The 15,726-nt window shown below is 71.2% G+C and carries 20 protein-coding genes; 4 read left to right on the top strand and 16 right to left on the bottom strand.

The window, feature by feature from the left end; translation table 11 throughout:
- Positions 1-122 precede the first annotated feature (122 nt).
- Positions 123-1,376: a serine hydrolase gene (locus ACFYWJ_RS25070; RefSeq protein ID WP_355282061.1), complete on the top strand. Its 1,254-nt coding sequence runs from the start codon at positions 123-125 to the stop codon at positions 1,374-1,376.
- Here ACFYWJ_RS25070 and ACFYWJ_RS25075 read toward each other — a convergent pair.
- Complete coding sequence (locus tag ACFYWJ_RS25075) at positions 1,369-2,004, bottom strand: helix-turn-helix domain-containing protein (RefSeq protein ID WP_355282059.1); 636 nt, start codon at positions 2,002-2,004, stop codon at positions 1,369-1,371. The genes ACFYWJ_RS25070 and ACFYWJ_RS25075 overlap by 8 nt on opposite strands.
- A gap of 71 nt (positions 2,005-2,075) precedes the next feature.
- On the opposite strand from ACFYWJ_RS25075, the gene ACFYWJ_RS25080 reads away from it, so the two are divergent.
- Positions 2,076-2,621, top strand: a complete 546-nt coding sequence (locus tag ACFYWJ_RS25080; protein WP_355282056.1) for an ester cyclase — start codon at positions 2,076-2,078, stop codon at positions 2,619-2,621.
- Here the strand turns inward: ACFYWJ_RS25080 and ACFYWJ_RS25085 are convergent, their stop codons facing one another.
- The 6 genes from ACFYWJ_RS25085 to ACFYWJ_RS25110 form a co-directional block, all read right to left on the bottom strand.
- A complete protein-coding gene (locus tag ACFYWJ_RS25085; protein ID WP_355282054.1) occupies positions 2,622-3,122 on the bottom strand; it encodes a nucleoside deaminase in 501 nt (166 codons plus the stop codon).
- Between the two features lie 7 nt (positions 3,123-3,129).
- Positions 3,130-3,600, bottom strand: a complete 471-nt coding sequence (gene cynS, locus ACFYWJ_RS25090; protein ID WP_355282051.1) for a cyanase — start codon at positions 3,598-3,600, stop codon at positions 3,130-3,132.
- A gap of 26 nt (positions 3,601-3,626) precedes the next feature.
- Positions 3,627-4,226, bottom strand: coding sequence for a carbonic anhydrase (locus tag ACFYWJ_RS25095; RefSeq protein WP_355282049.1), 600 nt, complete (start codon positions 4,224-4,226; stop codon positions 3,627-3,629).
- Positions 4,227-4,337: 111 nt separating this feature from the next.
- On the bottom strand, positions 4,338-5,222 hold the full coding sequence (gene cynR, locus ACFYWJ_RS25100; RefSeq protein WP_355282047.1) for a transcriptional regulator CynR: 885 nt from the start codon (positions 5,220-5,222) through the stop codon (positions 4,338-4,340).
- Between the two features lie 53 nt (positions 5,223-5,275).
- Positions 5,276-5,872: an NAD-dependent epimerase/dehydratase family protein gene (locus ACFYWJ_RS25105; RefSeq protein WP_355282044.1), complete on the bottom strand. Its 597-nt coding sequence runs from the start codon at positions 5,870-5,872 to the stop codon at positions 5,276-5,278.
- A 41-nt stretch (positions 5,873-5,913) separates the two neighbouring features.
- Positions 5,914-6,195: a hypothetical protein gene (locus tag ACFYWJ_RS25110; RefSeq protein ID WP_218717450.1), complete on the bottom strand. Its 282-nt coding sequence runs from the start codon at positions 6,193-6,195 to the stop codon at positions 5,914-5,916.
- Positions 6,196-6,473: 278 nt separating this feature from the next.
- Here ACFYWJ_RS25110 and ACFYWJ_RS25115 point away from each other — a divergent pair, with 278 nt between their 5' ends.
- Complete coding sequence (locus ACFYWJ_RS25115; protein ID WP_365014945.1) at positions 6,474-6,620, top strand: hypothetical protein; 147 nt, start codon at positions 6,474-6,476, stop codon at positions 6,618-6,620.
- A 65-nt stretch (positions 6,621-6,685) separates the two neighbouring features.
- Here ACFYWJ_RS25115 and ACFYWJ_RS25120 read toward each other — a convergent pair whose 3' ends face one another.
- Together ACFYWJ_RS25120 and ACFYWJ_RS25125 are read right to left on the bottom strand one after the other, a co-directional pair.
- Positions 6,686-7,330, bottom strand: coding sequence for a response regulator transcription factor (locus tag ACFYWJ_RS25120; RefSeq protein WP_355282042.1), 645 nt, complete (start codon positions 7,328-7,330; stop codon positions 6,686-6,688).
- Positions 7,327-8,475, bottom strand: a complete 1,149-nt coding sequence (locus ACFYWJ_RS25125) for a histidine kinase (protein ID WP_355282039.1) — start codon at positions 8,473-8,475, stop codon at positions 7,327-7,329. The genes ACFYWJ_RS25120 and ACFYWJ_RS25125 overlap by 4 nt, the downstream gene beginning before the upstream one ends.
- Before the next feature lie 108 nt (positions 8,476-8,583).
- Here ACFYWJ_RS25125 and ACFYWJ_RS25130 point away from each other — a divergent pair, with 108 nt between their 5' ends.
- Entirely contained in the window at positions 8,584-9,132 is a 549-nt protein-coding gene (locus ACFYWJ_RS25130; protein WP_355282036.1) for a hypothetical protein, read from the top strand.
- A gap of 55 nt (positions 9,133-9,187) precedes the next feature.
- Here the strand turns inward: ACFYWJ_RS25130 and ACFYWJ_RS25135 are convergent, their stop codons facing one another.
- From ACFYWJ_RS25135 to ACFYWJ_RS25165, 7 genes are read right to left on the bottom strand one after another with little or no spacing between them, the layout of a single operon-like run.
- Complete coding sequence (locus ACFYWJ_RS25135; protein WP_355282033.1) at positions 9,188-10,132, bottom strand: ABC transporter substrate-binding protein; 945 nt, start codon at positions 10,130-10,132, stop codon at positions 9,188-9,190.
- Positions 10,129-10,848, bottom strand: coding sequence for a class II aldolase/adducin family protein (locus ACFYWJ_RS25140; RefSeq protein ID WP_355282030.1), 720 nt, complete (start codon positions 10,846-10,848; stop codon positions 10,129-10,131). Before ACFYWJ_RS25140 ends, ACFYWJ_RS25135 begins: the two co-directional genes overlap by 4 nt.
- A 15-nt stretch (positions 10,849-10,863) precedes the next feature.
- On the bottom strand, positions 10,864-12,033 hold the full coding sequence (locus tag ACFYWJ_RS25145; RefSeq protein WP_355282027.1) for an LLM class flavin-dependent oxidoreductase: 1,170 nt from the start codon (positions 12,031-12,033) through the stop codon (positions 10,864-10,866).
- Positions 12,030-13,130 (bottom strand): LLM class flavin-dependent oxidoreductase, encoded by a 1,101-nt coding sequence (locus ACFYWJ_RS25150; protein WP_355282024.1) that lies wholly within the window; start codon positions 13,128-13,130, stop codon positions 12,030-12,032. The genes ACFYWJ_RS25145 and ACFYWJ_RS25150 overlap by 4 nt, the downstream gene beginning before the upstream one ends.
- Positions 13,127-14,152 carry an ABC transporter substrate-binding protein gene (locus ACFYWJ_RS25155; protein ID WP_355282021.1) on the bottom strand — a complete coding sequence of 342 codons (1,026 nt, stop codon included), beginning with the start codon at positions 14,150-14,152 and terminating at the stop codon, positions 13,127-13,129. Before ACFYWJ_RS25155 ends, ACFYWJ_RS25150 begins: the two co-directional genes overlap by 4 nt.
- Complete coding sequence (locus ACFYWJ_RS25160) at positions 14,149-14,913, bottom strand: ATP-binding cassette domain-containing protein (protein WP_355282018.1); 765 nt, start codon at positions 14,911-14,913, stop codon at positions 14,149-14,151. The genes ACFYWJ_RS25155 and ACFYWJ_RS25160 overlap by 4 nt, the downstream gene beginning before the upstream one ends.
- Positions 14,910-15,725 carry an ABC transporter permease gene (locus ACFYWJ_RS25165; RefSeq protein WP_355282015.1) on the bottom strand — a complete coding sequence of 272 codons (816 nt, stop codon included), beginning with the start codon at positions 15,723-15,725 and terminating at the stop codon, positions 14,910-14,912. The genes ACFYWJ_RS25160 and ACFYWJ_RS25165 overlap by 4 nt, the downstream gene beginning before the upstream one ends.
- Position 15,726: the final 1 nt, after the last annotated feature.

The following is a 15,726-nucleotide window of genomic DNA, read 5'->3' on the forward strand; positions in this document are numbered from 1 at the left end:
GCCCGACTGCGGTCCACCCGCGGTCCCCATCGATCCGATCTCCCCGATATCTCCCCAGGTCACAGCCTCGAGATGCCCGCGTCACAGTGTCGGTGATCCGCGGCGTCGATAGGCTGGGTCGCATGAGCGCACTCCCGGACACGTTGGTGACGGTCGCCGAGGACCTGGACACGGTGACGACGGTCGGCCACGAGGACGACCCCGTCGAGGCCGGGACGTCGGCCGAGGCGGTCGCTCGGCTGTGGGACTCCGTGCGCGAGTGGTACGCGATGGGTACCTCGCCGGCGATCCAGGTGTGCCTGCGGCGCAACGGCAAGGTCGTGCTGAACCGGACCATCGGCCACGGGTGGGGTAATGCGCCCAGGGATTCGCCCGATGCCGAGAAGATCCTGGCGACCCCGGACACCCCGTTCTGCGGCTTCTCGACCGCGAAGGGGGTGGCCGCGACGGTGATGTCCATGCTCGTCGAGCAGGGCGCCTTCGCACTGAACGACCATGTGTGCGAGTACATTCCGGAGTTCTCCTCGCATCGCAAGGACCGGATCACCATCGGCGACGTACTGTCGCATTCGGCGGGCGTCCCGTTCATCGCCCCGCCGTACCAAGGCAGCGAGGTCGTTCCCGACGAGGAGCTGGCCGTCGCGGCGCTCGCCGATCTCGTGCCGAGCTGGCCGCCCGGCCGGTTCCGTGTCTATCACGCGCTGACCAGCGGGCTGATCCAGCGCCTGCTCGTGCAGCGGGCGACCGGCAAGCGGATGCGCGAGCACCTCGCCGAGCAGGTACTGGTGCCGTTCGGGTTCCGCTGGAACAATTTCGGCGTCGACCCGGCCGATCTCGACCGGGTCGTACCGAGCGTGAAGACCGGGCCGCCGCCGTCGCGGCTGTCGCTGTTCCTGGCGCGCAAGGCGCTCGGCGGGCGGATGGACAAGGCGTCCAAAGCCGACAACGACGCGTTCCTCACCGCCGAACTACCGTCCGGCAACCTGGTGACCACCGCTGCCGAGCTGTCGCGCTTCTACGAAATCCTCACCCACGGTGGTGAACTCGACGGTATCCGGATCATCGAACCGACCACGCTGTTCGATGCGATCCGGCCCGCCGACCGGATGCCCGGCGCGGCGGGACGGGTCAGCCGCGCGGGATTCGAACTGGGCGGGCGGCGTTCGAAATTCGGCCGCGACACCCGATTCCACTTCGGCCGCAGCGGGCTGACGACGCAGTACGGGTGGGCCGATCCCGAGCGCGGGCTCGCGGGCGCGATCCTCACCAGCGGCAAGGCCGGGACCGACACGAATCGCCCCTGGCAGCTGGTGTCCCAGGTGTCCGAGACCCTGCCGCGGCTGGACCGCGCGCCCGCGTGGCTGAGCCTCAGGTGAGCGCGGCGATGATCGTGCGCGCGACCCAGTCCGCGTAGCGGTCCACCGACCAGCCCCTGGCGAGGACCAGTCGCTCGTAGGTGTCGATGGCCAGGTAGTTCCACAGCACGTCGCGGACCTCGTCGAGCTCGATCCCGGGCCGCAGCTGCCCCGTGTCGAGCAGGTGCCCGCCCAGCATGGTCATCCCGACCAGCCCCTCCTCGGCCAGCTTGTCCCACACCGGGGTGAGCGAATCGTCGACGTGGCGGCCGTCGCGGATCAGGAACTGGACCGTGGCCGACCGGGCCTGCCGCTGGGCCAGCCCGCGGACGAACATCGCGATCTTGCGGCGCACGTCCGGTTCGGCCAGCATCGCCTGCTGCTCGGGGCGCTGATAGACCGGGACGTCCTCGTCGTCGCCCGCGATGACCACGTCGAACACGGCTTTCGCCAGCGCCGCCTTCGTGCCGAACGCCTTGTACACACTCTCCGCCGAGACGCCGGCGCGCTCGGCGATCGCGGCGATGGTTGTCGGCCGGAACCCGTCGCGCTCGAACAGCTCCTGGGCCGCGGCCACCATCGCGTGGCGCCGCGCCTTGGCTCGCGCGCGCCGCCCCGACGCGTCGTAGCGCCTCTTGACTTCGGTCATGAGGGGTCCAATACTTTTAGATACAGTCCGACTTTACCCAATTGGAGTTCTATCACAGACGGAGCGTCATCATGAACACCATCAGCCCGCAGGTCGTCGCAGGCGACCTGACGTCCGTGGCGGTTCGCGGCATCCATCTCATGGTGGACGGCAGCGTCGCCGACCTGGCCGAGGTCACCCATCCCGACGGCATCACCCGCGAACGCCGGGCCGCGCCGCCCTGGGCGCGCGGCACCGGCCCGGCCGGAATCCACGCGCTCGCCGAGTGGCTGCGCGAGGCGTTCACCGACATGTCCTACGACATCCACGCCACGGCGGTCGAGGGCGACCTGGTGACCGTCTACGCGACGATGCACGGCCGCCAGATCGGCCCGCTGGTCTTCTACACCGAGTCCGGCGCGGTGGACAACGCCTTCCCGCCGACCGGCAAGACCTTCGCGATGACCGAATCGCACTGGTTCCGCATGCGGGACGGCAAGATCTTCGAGCACTGGGCCAACCGCGACGACCTGGGCATGGCCCGCCAGCTCGGCTGGCTGCCGCCCTCGCCGGTGTATCTGCTGCGGTCCGCCCAGCTCAAGCGCCGCGCGGTGCGCGAAGTGCGGTCGGGCCGCTGATCAGCCCGCGGTCGGGACGCCGCCGACCCGGCGGTCACCACCGTTGCGCTCCTGCCAGCGGCGGTACACCTCGACGGCCTCCGCGCGCGGTTCGTGCCGCAGGGGCAGCCGACGCTGATCCCACGGGGTCGCGAACTCGTCGTAGAAGGTGCTGAACTCGAAGTACTTCCGGTCGTCGACGTAGTGCGGCGCGTAGGCGTCGCGCGTGGTGAGGAAGACGACCTCGTCGGGCGAGCAGTAGTACAGCGCGCCCAGGCACATCGGGCACGGCAGCGCGAGAATGTAGATCGTCGTCCCGACCAGATGCTCGGTGCCCAGCGTCGAACAGGCCGCCCGGATGGCGAGGATCTCGGCGTGCGCGGTGGGGTCGCTGGTCTGCGCGACCAGATTCGGGCTCTCGGCCAGAATCTCGCCGTCGCGCACGATCACCGTCGCGAACGGGCGCCCACCCGCCTCGACATTGCGGCGGGCCAGGTCGATGGTGTGCTGTGCGAAATCCATCTCGGCCTCAGAACGGCTTGGTCGGCAGGTACTTGCCGTCGAGGGTGATGACGGCGCGCTCGCCGCCCTCGGGATCGGCGACCTTGCGGACGTCGAGCCGGAAGTTGATCGCGCTGATGATGCCGTCGCCGAACTGCTCGTGGACCAGCGCTTTCAGCGTGGTGCCGTAGACCTGCAGCATCTCGTGGAAGCGGTAGATCGTCGGATCGGTCGGGATGCCGCCGGGGATCGAGCCGCGGGTGGGGATGGTCTGCAGCAGGACCGCCGCGTCGGCGTCGAGGCCGAGCACCTCGGCGACGGCCACCGCGGACGCCTCGGGCAGGGCGTGCTGACCGAGGACGGCGGCGGTGACGAACGCGACCGACAGACCGGCAGCGTCGGCGATCTCCTGCCAGCTCAGGTCTTTCGCCGTCTTCGCGGCGACCGCGGTGACGGCCAGGGACTGACGGGCGGCGGGATCGAACTGTGCGTGGATCATGGGATGGTTCCTTTCCTGGAGGGGGTTCAGGCGGCGGGAGTGTGCTCGGTGCCGGTGCCGTCGACGACCGTCACCGCGCCGGTGCCGATGTCGAACACCCAGCCCTCGGCGACGAGCGCACCCGTGGCGAGCGCGCGGGCCACGGACGGGTGGGTGGCCAGGTTCGACAGCTGCGCAACGACATTGGCGCGCACGAGCCTCGGCAGCTCGACCGCGCCGGCCGGGCCGAGCCGGGCCGCGGCGGCATCGGTGTGCCGCAGCCACTGGGCGATGGTCGGCATCGTGCTCAGATCGTGGCGCTCGGCGACCGCGGTCATCGCGCCGCAGCCGGAATGGCCGCAGACGACGACCCGCGACACCCCGAGCACCGCGACCGCGTATTCGATGCTGGCGGCGATCCCATCGCCCCCGGGCGCGTAGGCGGGCACGAGGTTGCCCGCGGTGCGGATCACGAAGAGCTCGCCGGGCTCACTGCTGGTGATCAGCTCCGGCACGACGCGCGCGTCGGAGCAGCCGATAAACAGCGTGTGGGGCGTGTGGGTGGTCGCCAGATCGGCGAAAAGCGTTGCCTTGCCAGGGAAGACGTCGTGCTGGAAGTGCGTGACGCCGTCCGCGAGGTCGGTCATGAATCGCTCCCTTCGGTGGGTGCCGGCTCGGTGTTGCTGATCGAGATCCAGCCTGCCCGCCGGGAGCTATAGCGTCCAATATGCAGTTCTTACAGTTCCCATTGATGCCATCTATGACTCGGCGGCGACGTCCCGGGCGATCGCGGCGAAGGCACGGGCGGCGGCCGAGTGATAGGCGGTGCCGCGGCGGAGCAGTTCCACCGTCCGGCTCGGCAGCGCGGGTTCGAGCGGGACCGGGCGCAGGTCCGGGTGGGCGCGGGCGATGGCGTCGGGCAGGACGGTGCCGAGCGTGCCGCGCCGGGTGAATTCGACCAGCGCGCTGATCGAGTTCGCCTCGATCGCGATGCGCGGCGCCACCTCGTGGCCGGCAAGGTAGGCGTCTATATGGGTGCGGGTCGCGAAATCGCGGCTGAGCAGCGCCAGGGGCACGGCGGCGAGATCCGCGATCGGCAGCGGCCCGGCGTGCGCGGCGAGGGCATGGTCCGCGCCGACCACCAGGCTCAGGTCCTCGGTGAACAGGGCCGTTCCGTCGACGCCCGCGGCATGGGTGCCGCTGAAGGCGATGCCGAGATCGATGGCGTCGGCGAGCAGGTCCTCTTCCAGCCGATCTTGAGTCGTCTCGGTGACCGCCACGGTGACATTCGGGTGCGCGCGATGGAACCGATCCATCAGCGGGCCGATGAGGTAGGCGGTGATCGTGGGCGTCATCGCGACCCGCAGGTGTCCCCTGGTCAGGTCCTGCACATCGTGGACCGCGCGTTCCCCGGCTTCGAGATCGCGCAACGCGTTACGCGCGTGTTCGGCGTAGACCCGACCGGCGTCGGTGAGCCGCACGGTCCGGCCGGAGCGGTCGAGCAACTGCACGCCGAGCAGCCGCTCGAGCTGTTTGATCTGCTGGGACAGCGTCGGCTGGGAGATGTGCAGCGACTCGGCGGCCCGGGTGAAGTTCCCATGGTCGGCGACGGCGAGCAGGTACCGGATATGACGCAGCTCCATGGCCATCATGATAGATAGCCACTATCGAGATGCGGCTGACCGCGATGTGTAGCCTATCTCGGCTCGTCCACCGGGTCGGTGACGATCACCGTGCCGGTCGGGGCATCGAGCAGCTCCACCGTGCGCGCGGCCGCGGCGTCGACGTGGATGCGGGGATGCTCCGGCGGTGTCGACTCGTAATACGTTCCCGGGCCGTAGAACTGGCCGTAGCGGATCACCACCCCACCGGCGGCGAGCACCGCGGCCTCGTGCGCGGCGATCACCGCTCCGCGTCCGGCGGGCGGTTGCCAGGCGATGCTCTGGGCGAGAAAGCGTTGCGCGCCTGCGGCATCGGCCGCGGCCAGCAGATTCGCGGTGCCCTCGGTGCGGATGCGCGCGTTCGCCTCGCCGGAGGTCGCCAGCTCGGCGACATCGTCGGGAAGGTCGGTGAGCTGGTGCAGCACGAGATCGGGCGCGAAGTCGGTGACCGCCGCGACCAGGCCGGGCGCGTCGTAGACGTCGTGCACGATCGGGTGGGCTCCGACGGCGCGGATCGCTGCCGCCTTGCCCGGGGAGCGCGTCAGGCCAGCTACCTCGTGGCCCGCGCCGATCAGCAACGGCAGCAATCGCGTTCCGATGACGCCCGTGGCGCCGGCGAGGAAGATACGCACGCCCCGACCTTAGCCGGGGCCGCGCGCCACGGGACCGGAGGTCAGGCTCCGATCACCGCGTTCATGATCGTGCCCGCACTGGTCGCCACGGCGCCGCCCGCCATGGCGCTGGCGATCATCTTCGGCGACTGCAGACCGCCGCCGCTCCACTTCTCCCAGGCGAACCGGCCACCGCCGTAGGTGATGGCGGTGACGCCGGACAGCAGGATCATCCAGGTGAAGTACCGGCCCAACTGCAAGATCTTCTCCGCCATCGGCGGGGCTTCCGGCGTGGGGTTGCCGACCTGCGCGAGAACAGCGCCGTCCAACACAGCCAGGATCATGCTCACGATCGTGCTCCTTCGTCGGATGTTCGTGGTGAAGCCGATGTCGAGAACTCGTGACGCGGTAGAACCCCAGATCCATTGAACATTCAACCTCAGGCCGCTTCGATGGCGTAGCCGACACTCCGCGACGACCATGACCGCCGTCACACCCGCCGGGCCGTGCCACTGTCGCGCCGGGCCCCTACTATCGAGAGCACGGGGCTTGTCCGGAATCGGCGCGACGAGGCGCTGACCACCACCTTCATCGCCTGTCTACCGTACCGCGAGGAGGGCACATGGCTTTCCTGATTTCCTTGATCGTCGCGTTTCTTCTGGTGACCGCAGCAGTGGTAGTGGCTTCCTACGCCACCGTTTCCCTGACCTATTGGTTTGAATCACGACGGATCCGTCACGATCGGACGGACCCCCAACCAGCACGCTGAACACCGCCCCGCCGACTCGATGCCCCGGTGACCGCACGCGGTCCCGGGGCATCGCCGTCGCGCGGTCAGTACGGTTCCAGACCCGCCTGGGTGGCGAGCACGGCCGCCTGCACCCGCGACTGCACGCCGAGTTTGGTGAGCACCCGGGAGACGTGGGTCTTCACGGTGGCCTCGCCGATGTGCAGGCGGCTGCCGATCTGCTGATTCGACAGTCCGGCGCCGAGACCGGCCAGGACCTGCCGTTCGCGGTCGGTGAGGGCGGACAGGTCGGGCGGCGGCGCCTGGGCGGCCGCCCGGGGCAGCGCGGCGATCACCGCGCGGGTCACCTTCGGGTCGAGCACCGCGTCACCGTCGGCCACGGCGAGGACGGCACGCACCAGTTCGTCGCCACCGACGGACTTGAGCAGGAACCCGCTCGCTCCCGCCGCGAGCGCGCCGAGGACGTAGTCGTCGATGGCGAAGGTGGTGAGCACCAGCACTTTCGCGGTCGTCTCGGCGACCACCGCCGCGGTGGCCTCGAGCCCGTCGACGCGCGGCATGCGCACGTCCATCAGCACCACGTCGGGATTCAGCGCGCGGGTCTGCCGGAGGGCGGCGACCCCGTCGCCCGCTTCGCCGACGACCCGGATCTGCCCGGACGACTCGAGCAGCATGGTGATCCCCGCCCGGATCGTGGCGTGGTCGTCGGCCACCACCACCGTGACCGTCATCGCTCCCCCAGCGGAATCCGCGCGCGCACGCGCCAGGTGCCGTCCTCGGCGCCCACGGTGAGCGTGCCGTCGATCGATTCGGCGCGAAAGATCATGTTGCGCAATCCGTTTCCTTCCCCCTCGGGCCGCCCCGGCGGGATCGGGTTCGATGCCGTCATGACCAGCCTGCCTGCGTCGCGGCGCACGTCGATCGCCAGCGGCGCGCCCGGTGCGTGCTTGGTCGCGTTCGCGATCGTCTCACCCAGGATGCGCGTGAGCACCGCTTCCACCGCGGTGGACAGCGGCAGATCGGACTGTCGGCGCAGGGTCACCGTGCCCCCGGCGGCCTCGGCGGCATCGATCAGCCCGTCCAGGGAGGACAGGCGCGCCGTGACGGCGGTGTCGTCGGGGGAGGTCAGCAGGTCGATGGTCGCGCGCATCTCGTCGAGCGCGGCCAGGCTGCCTGCCCGGATCGATTGCAGGACGGCGGTGTCGCCGGGGTTCTTCTGCGCCACCTCGGCCAGGATCGCGACCGCGGACAGGTGACCGGCCACCGTGTCGTGCAGGTCCCGGGCGACCCGCCTGCGCTCGTCGCCGAGTGCGGCCGAGCGCTCGGCGTCGCGGGCGGCGAGTTCGGCCCTGGCCGCGCTGCGCTCCACCCCGACCATGCGGCGCGAGGCCCGCACCGCCCGCGCGTAGCCCAGCGGTGACCAGGTGATCGCGACCCCGATCAGCGCGGTGTAGATCGCCGCCCGGAGCCCGAGCACGGTCAGCGCCAGCAGCGCACCGCCCACGGTCACCGCCACCGCGAACCCGGCGACCACCGCGCCGAGCCGGTCCGAGCCGGCGCTGACGGCCAGGTAGATGACGTCGGACAGGGCGATCCACAGCGGCAGCGACGGCCCGAGGACGAAGTCACCGGCCAGCAGGAGGACCATCAGCCCGAAGGCGAGACCCGGCCGGTGCTGCGCGGTCAGCTGGATCGCGAAGGCCGCGCACAGCAGCGCCAGCTTCGCCACCGGGGGGTACAGATCGCGGTCGAGGACCACTGGCCAGCCGCCGACGGCCCACAGCAGCAACCCGACGAGGAACACGCCGACGGCGGCCGCCGTCGCGCTGTCGTACACCGCCACGAGCCGGGACAGGAGCGTGGGGGACGGGGGCATGCCTCATTTCAGCACACCCGGGTCGGGTCCCGGGTCCCCCGAAAGGGGGACCGCGGGCGCGCCGTCAGCGGGACGACGGCGCACCGGTGTGCCCGGCACAGTGGGGAAATGGACGCATGGAACAACCCCGTACTGCTGACCATCGCCGCGTGCGAGGTCGGTTTCTGGGTGCTCGTGGTGGGCGGTCTGCTGCTGCGCTATGTCGTGCGGCTGCGCCGCGCCGGCCTGGTGACGCTGGCGCTGGTCCCGGTGCTGGACGTGGTCCTGGTGGTCGCGGTGGCCATCGATCTGCACCGGGGCGGCGAGGTGGGTTTCGCGCACCGGCTGGCCGGTATCTACCTCGGCTGCACGGTGATGTTCGGGCACCGGATGATCGCGTGGCTCGACGCGCGTTTCGCCTACCGCTTCGCCGGTGGACCGGCGCCGGTGCGGGTGCCGAAGGACGGTCCGGAACGCGCCCGCAAGGAGTGGGCCGACTTCGCGCGCTGGCTCGGCGCGGCGGCCATCGCCGGGGCGCTCACCCTGGCGTTGAGCTACACGGTGGCCGATGCGCAGCAACGCGAACAGCTCATGGGTGTGTTCGGCTCGCTGGGGGTGATCACCGTGATCTGGCTGCTCACCGGGCCCGTGTGGGTCACCGGGTCCAAGCGGAGCTGACCCGCACGAGCGATGTCCCGGTACCGATGCGGCACCGGGACATCGTCGGTCTGGGTCAGACGGTGGCGGGTGCCTGCTCGGTGAGCAGTGTCCCGATCCACGGCAGGACCGCCGACCGCACGTCGACGCTGCGCGGCAGCAGACCGTTGGCGGCGAGCAGCTCGGCGGCGCGCTGCTGTTCGTCGAGGAAGTCCTCGCTCACCGGGTGCACGCCGAACGGGCGGCCGCGCAGCGCGGCTTCCCAGGCGTCCAGGTCGGCGGGCAGGCCGCGCGCCCGCGCGTCGTCGACGAAGTACTGGGCCGCCGCGCGCGGGTTGGCGACGATCCACGCGTCGGACTCCCGCAGCGCGGCCAGCACCGCCTCGACCGCGGGCCGGTTGTCCTCGGCGAGGTCGCGGCGGGTGAACCACAGCGACGGATGGCTGAACACCGAGGCGGTGTCGACCAGGGTGATCAGCTCCGTGGCGGCCTCGACCTCCCGCAGGCCGGGGTAGGTGCCGACCCAGGCGTCGAGCTCACCGGACAGCAGGGCGGCACCGCCACCGCGCACGTCGACGTCGACCGGTTCGACATCGGCCCAGGTCAGTCCCACCTGGTCGAGGGCGAACAGCAGCAGCGTCGTCTGCCACGACCCGTGCGCGATGCCGACCCGCTTGCCTTTCAGGTCGGCGGCGGAGGTGATGCCGCTCGCGGCCGTCGCCACCAGCCTGCCGTTCTCCACTCGCGGCCCGGAGATGCCGAGGTAGACGATGTCGCGCTGGTTGGCCAGCGCGGTCAGCGGCGGGGTGAAGCCGGTGCCGATGATGTCGTAGCCGCCCTCGGTGAACAGCCAGTCCGAATGTTCGCCCGGCAGAGCGGTCTTCGGGTCGACGCGCTCGGCCTGCGGCAGGGCGCGCAGGTCGACCCACTCGACGTCGGGGATCGCGCGCTCCAGAATGCCGAGGTGGCGCAGGACGAACAGCGAGTTGTTGTGCGGGAAGTACCCGACGCGCAGGCTCATCGGGCATCGCCGATCAGGCCGAGGCGGCGGGCCTCGTCGGCCAGGCCGCTGCGGCGCCACTGCACCGCCAGGTTGGACGGATCGAAGTCGACCGAGCCGCCGAGGGTTTCGGCGATGGCCTGGTACTGCGCGCCCTCCTCGAGCAGGACCACGAACTTGGCCAGTTCCAGCAGCCCGGCGCGGCCGAGCACATTGGCGCCACCGTTGGCCTCGAAGATCGCGACCAGGTGCGGGTCGGTCGTCAGCTTGCTCAGGATGAATTCGCCCGCGCCGATGGTGCGGTCGATGTGCGGCGGGATCTCCCGCGACAGGGTCAGCCGCTGCGAGGCGGCGTAGCGGATCGGCAGGGTGCGGTGGGTCTGCGCCCAGCCGCCCAGCCACGGCGTGTGGATGTGGACGACGGAGGTGATCTCCGGGTGCGCGCGGAACACCTCGGCGTAACCGGTGACGAAACCGGCGGAACCCGTGCCGGACAGCACTTCCCCGTCGAAGGTGGCGACGACGGGCTCGACCGTGCGCTCGGCCGCCCACGGGCCCGGCGCGTTTAGCGCGACGGCGATCTCCTCGCCGGGCACCCGCTCGACGAAGTTGACGGTGCCGTTGCCGGTGACGGTGCCGGTCTCGCGGAACACCCGGAACGCGGTCTCGGCGTCGCGGGTCGCCGCCGCGACGAAGGCCGTGACGGCCTCCGGCAGACGGGTTTCGGTGGTGGTCATCGAAGGACTCCTGGGTTATCGGGCCGTCGCGAGGACGGTGTCGGTGGACGGGGTGGTGAGCCGGGAGCGGCCGAGCAGGGGCAGGACTTCCTCGCCCACCCGGTAGGCCTCCTCCAGGTGCGGGTTGCCCGCGAGGATGAAGGCGTCGACGCCGAGGTCGACGAGTTCGTCGAGTCGCTCGGCGACCTGTTCGTAGCTGCCGACGAGGCCGAAGGCGGGGCCGCCGCGGATCAGGCTGAAGCCGCACCAGACATTGGGCTGGACTTCCAGATCGCGGTAGCCGGTGATGGTTTCGGGCACCCAGCCGCCGATCCTGGCCGCGCCGACCGAGTCGCCCTGGGCGGCCCGGTTGGCGGCGTCGCGGTCGACGAAGGCCCAGCCCTTCTCGATCTCGGCCCAGGCCGCTTCCTCGGTGTGCCGGGCGACGATGTCGATGCGGACCGCGAACTTCGGTGTGCGACCGAGGGTTTCGGCGTTGCGCCGGACACCGTCGAACTTGGCGCGCAGGTCGGCGAACGGCTCGAGCCAGGACAGGTAGTAGTCGGCATGGCGGCCCGCGGCGGCCACCGCGGCGCCGGAGGACCCCGAGAAGTACACCTCGGGGAACGGCTGACCGGCCAGGCCGGGCGGCAGCGCGGCGCCCTCGGTGCGGAAGAAGCGGCCGTCGTGGTCGAACGGTTCGCCGTCCCACACCCCGCGCAGGACGTCGAGGAACTCGCTCGTGCGGGCGTAGCGGTCGTCGTGGGCGACCTTGTCGCCCCACCACAATTGGGCCGGTCCCCCGCCGCCGCTGATGATGTTGTAGACCAGCCTGCCGCCGGTGGCGCGCTGCAGGCTCGCCGACATCCTGGCGGCCTGCACCGGGTGCAGGAAACCGGGCTGGAAGGCGACCATGAAGCGGTAGGTGGTGGTCTCGGCGGCCAGCGCGGCAGCCACCGCCCACGGATCGTCGGTCACCGGGAACGACGGGAGCAGCCCGCCGAGGAAGCCCGCCGATTCGGAGGCCTTGGCCACGGCGGCGACGTGGTCGAGGTAGCTGTACTCGTCCAGCGCGCCGCCGCGGATGGCGGGGGCGAGATTGCCGGGACCGTAGCCGCCCGCGTTGCCGCGGTTGTAGCGGCGCGGGGTGCGCAGGGAGGCGTGGTCGCCTTCCATCCCGATGCGCCAGTAGACGTCGATGGTCATGCGGTGAGCTCCTGCGCGGTGGTGAGGGTGCGGCCTGCCGGATCGGCGAGGAACAGCAGGTGTTCGCCCGCCCGGTGGATCTCCTCGATCTGCGGATGCCCGGACAGCACGAAGGTCTGCACGCCGGCGATCTCGTACACCGAGAGCTGGCGAGCCACCTGCTCGTAGCTGCCGACCAGGCCGATCCGCCGGTCGTAGCCGAGCGCGTCGAAGCCGGCCCAGCGGCCGTCGCCGAGGGCGTGCTCGGCCGCGGAATCGGTGCGGCCCAGCTCGTCCCACTGGCGGTGCACGCGCGCCCAGGCCTCGTCCTCGGTCTCCCTGGCGATGATCGGCAGGTCCAGTGCGATCCGGACCCGGCGGCCCGCCGCGGCGGTGCGCTCGCCCAGTTCGGCGGCGACCCGGGAGATCCCGTCGGGTTCCTCGCCGAAGACGTGGACGTCGCCGTGCGCGGCCGACAGCTCGAGCGCCGCCGCCGAGGTGCCGCTCAGGTGGACCGTCGGGAACGGCAGGCCGGACAGGATGCCGCGGAACCCGCCGTCGACCACGTCGTAGTACTGCCCCGCGTATTCGAACCCGGTGCCCGCGAATCCGGCCGCGCCGACCTCGGTTTCGTTCCAGACGCCGCGCGCGACGGTGAGGAATTCGGCGGCGCGCCGGTAGCGGTCGTCGCCGCCGATGTGGTCACCACGCGAATGGGCCTCCGCCTGGTCGGTATCGACCGCGAGCTGCCAGTTCAACCGGCCCCGTGCATGCCGCTGCAGGGTGGCCGAGATCTTGGCGGCGTACACCGGCGTGCCGAAGGCGGGCTGGAATTCGACGATGACCTGCGCATACCGGGTGGCACGCAGGGCCGCGCCCGCGACGATCCAGGATTCCTCGCCGAGCGGATCGTAGGGCGCGAGCACACCGTCGAAGCCGTTCAGCTCCGCGGCGTCGACGATCTGGGCGAGCTCGTCGAACGGGCCGAACCGGCCGGGACGCACATCGGTGGCCTCGGTGCGCGGCGCCCGCGGTCCGAATCCGCCGCGGCCGCGCAGGGCGGGTGCGCCGCGGCGACCGTCGCCACGGCTGGGCAGCTTCCACACGAACTCGGTCATGCGGGCACCCGCTCGGCGGCGACGAGCTCCTGCGCCCGGGCCAACGGCTCGGCGGCGACCCAGGATTCGAGGTCGAAGTCCGCGGCCAGGAAGCCGTGGGTGTAGAGGAACTGCTTCTGCACGCCGAGCAGCTCGACGCGTTCCTCGCTCAGCGACGGGTGCAGCCCGCGATGGAACTCGTCGCCGTAGGCGGCGACGACACCCTCCGGGCCGGACAGTGTTTCGCGCTGCAGCACCGCGCGGACACCGTCGAGGTCACCGGCCGCCCAGTCGGCGGCGCGCAGGCTCTGCGCGAGGAAGCCGACGACGACCTCGGGCCGGGCGTCGAGCAGGTCCGCGTGCACCGTGATCGGGCGCGGGGTGCCGTTGTTGACGCGCAGGTGCTTGGTGGCCGAGGCGTCCAGGTCGACCGCGACGCGCAGCCCGTGCTCGCGAGCGACCTCCTGCGCGCGAGCGCCCTTGACATAGATGGCGTCGACCTTGCCTGCCAGCAGTTCCTCGACACCCCAGGTGGTCGACCGGCGGGCCGACTGGATCGCGGTGCGCACCTGCGGATCCCGCTCGACGTCGAGTTCGGTGACCCGCACGTCGGCCAGGGTCAGCCCGGCCGGGCGCAGCGCGTTGGCGAACCCGTGCAGCGCCATCGCCCGCGGGAAGCTGCGGGCCTGGTCCTGCGCCCACGCCGGCACACCGACCCGCAGCCCGGCCAGTCCCGCCGCGTCGGTAACCGGCGAATCCGCGCCGACGAGGATCGCCTGGGACTCGTCGATCCAGGTCAGGCCGATCAGCCGGGTCGGTGAGCCCTGCGCGCGGGCCGCCAGCGCGGGCACGTTGCCGCCCTCGCGGATCAGGCCGGACAGGTCGTGCAGGAAGTGGTGGCCGGCGAGTTCGGGGCCCGCGTCCTGCAGGACACCGAAGTCGAGGCCCGCGCTCGCCGCGGTCTCGCCGAGCCAGCCCAAGCTGTGCGCGAGACCGCTCGCGGTCGGCACGGGGCAGCGGGTGTACCACAGGGTTTCGGTCATGACAGGCTCCTGGTGTGTGGTCCGACGCCGAGGTGGGCGAGGAATTGCGTTCGGTAACCGAGGGTTTCGGGGGCCGCGTGGTCACGCGGCTGGGGCAGGTCGATGACCTCGTCGACGGCGAAGCGGCCGTGGTCGAGGATGAGCACCCGGTCGGCGAGCCGGATCGCCTCGTCGACATCGTGGGTGACCATGAGGACCGCGGGCCGGTGCCGGGCGACGAGATCGCCGACCAGGTCCTGCATCTGGAGCCGGGTCAGCGCGTCCAGCGCCGCGAACGGCTCGTCGAGCAGCAGCAGTTCCGGCTCCCGGACCAGGGCCCTGGCCAGGGCTGCCCGCTGGGCTTCGCCACCGGACAGGGTGGCGGGCCACTGTCCGGCCTTGCCATCGAGGTTGACCTCGCTCAGGGCGCGCAGCCCGGCCTCGCGCCGAGCCTTGCCCCGGCGCAACCCGACGAGCACATTGGCCAGCACCCGCTTCGACGGGATCAGCCGGGGTTCCTGATAGACCGTGGTGCGCCGGGGCGGGACCAGCACCTCGCCGGCATCGGGCACTTCCAGGCCGGTGAGCAGGCGCAGCAGCGTGGTCTTGCCGGTGCCGCTCGGGCCGAGCAGCACGACGAACTCGCCGCGCCGGATGGTCAGGTCGACGCCGTCGAGCACCGTCTTGTCGCCGAAGGCCTTGCGCAGTCCGGTGATCGAGACCGCCACCGGTGCCTGCGGTTCGACCGTCGTCTCGACGGGCGCGGCCGCTGTCGTGGTCATCGGATCGCCACCTGCTTCCGCCAGGGCATCGCGTAGCGTTCCGCGAGCCGTACGAGCGCATCGAACACCAGGCCGAGCAGGGCGTAGAGCACGACGCACAGCACCATGTAGTCGGTGCGGTTGTATTCCTGGGCCAGCGTCACCAGATAGCCGACGCCCTGCTGCGTGCCGACCTGTTCGGCGGCGATGAGGCCGGTGATGCTGATCGACAGGCAGATCCGCAGCGCCATCAGGATGCCGGGCAGCGCGGCGGGCACGATCACCTCGGCGATCAGCCGGGTGCCGGTGAGCCCGAAACTGCGGGCGGCCTCGACCATCTTGCGGTCGACATTGCGCACCCCGAGATAGGTGTAGGCGTACATCGGCGCCGTGGTCGCCACCGCGATGAGCAGCACCTTGTACAGCTCGTCGATGCCGAACCAGGAGATGAACAGCGGCACCAGCGCGAGGAACGGCACCGCCCGCACGATCTGCATGGTCGAGTCGACGAGTTCCTCGCCGAGGCTGGACAGCCCCGACAGCAGCCCGAGCACCAGGCCCACCGAGACGCCGATGGCGACACCCGCGGCGGCCCGGCCGAAGGAGGCCAGCGCGAAGTCGACCAGCTGCCCGCTGTCGAGCAGTTCCAGGAACGCCGCCCAGACCGCGCCGGGGCTGGCGATCACCCGGGGTGAGATCGCGCCGCTCGCCGAGCCACCCCACCAGGCCGCCACGATGGCCGCGGGCAGCGCGGCGCGCAGGCCGAGCGACAGCCAGCGGGGCCGCTGTCCGGTGACCCGGGCGCGCGGCGGCGCCAGTTCGAGGGTGGTCATG

Origin of the sequence: Nocardia sp. NPDC003269 (assembly GCF_042888005.1) — a bacterium.
Lineage (GTDB): Bacteria > Actinomycetota > Actinomycetes > Mycobacteriales > Mycobacteriaceae > Nocardia.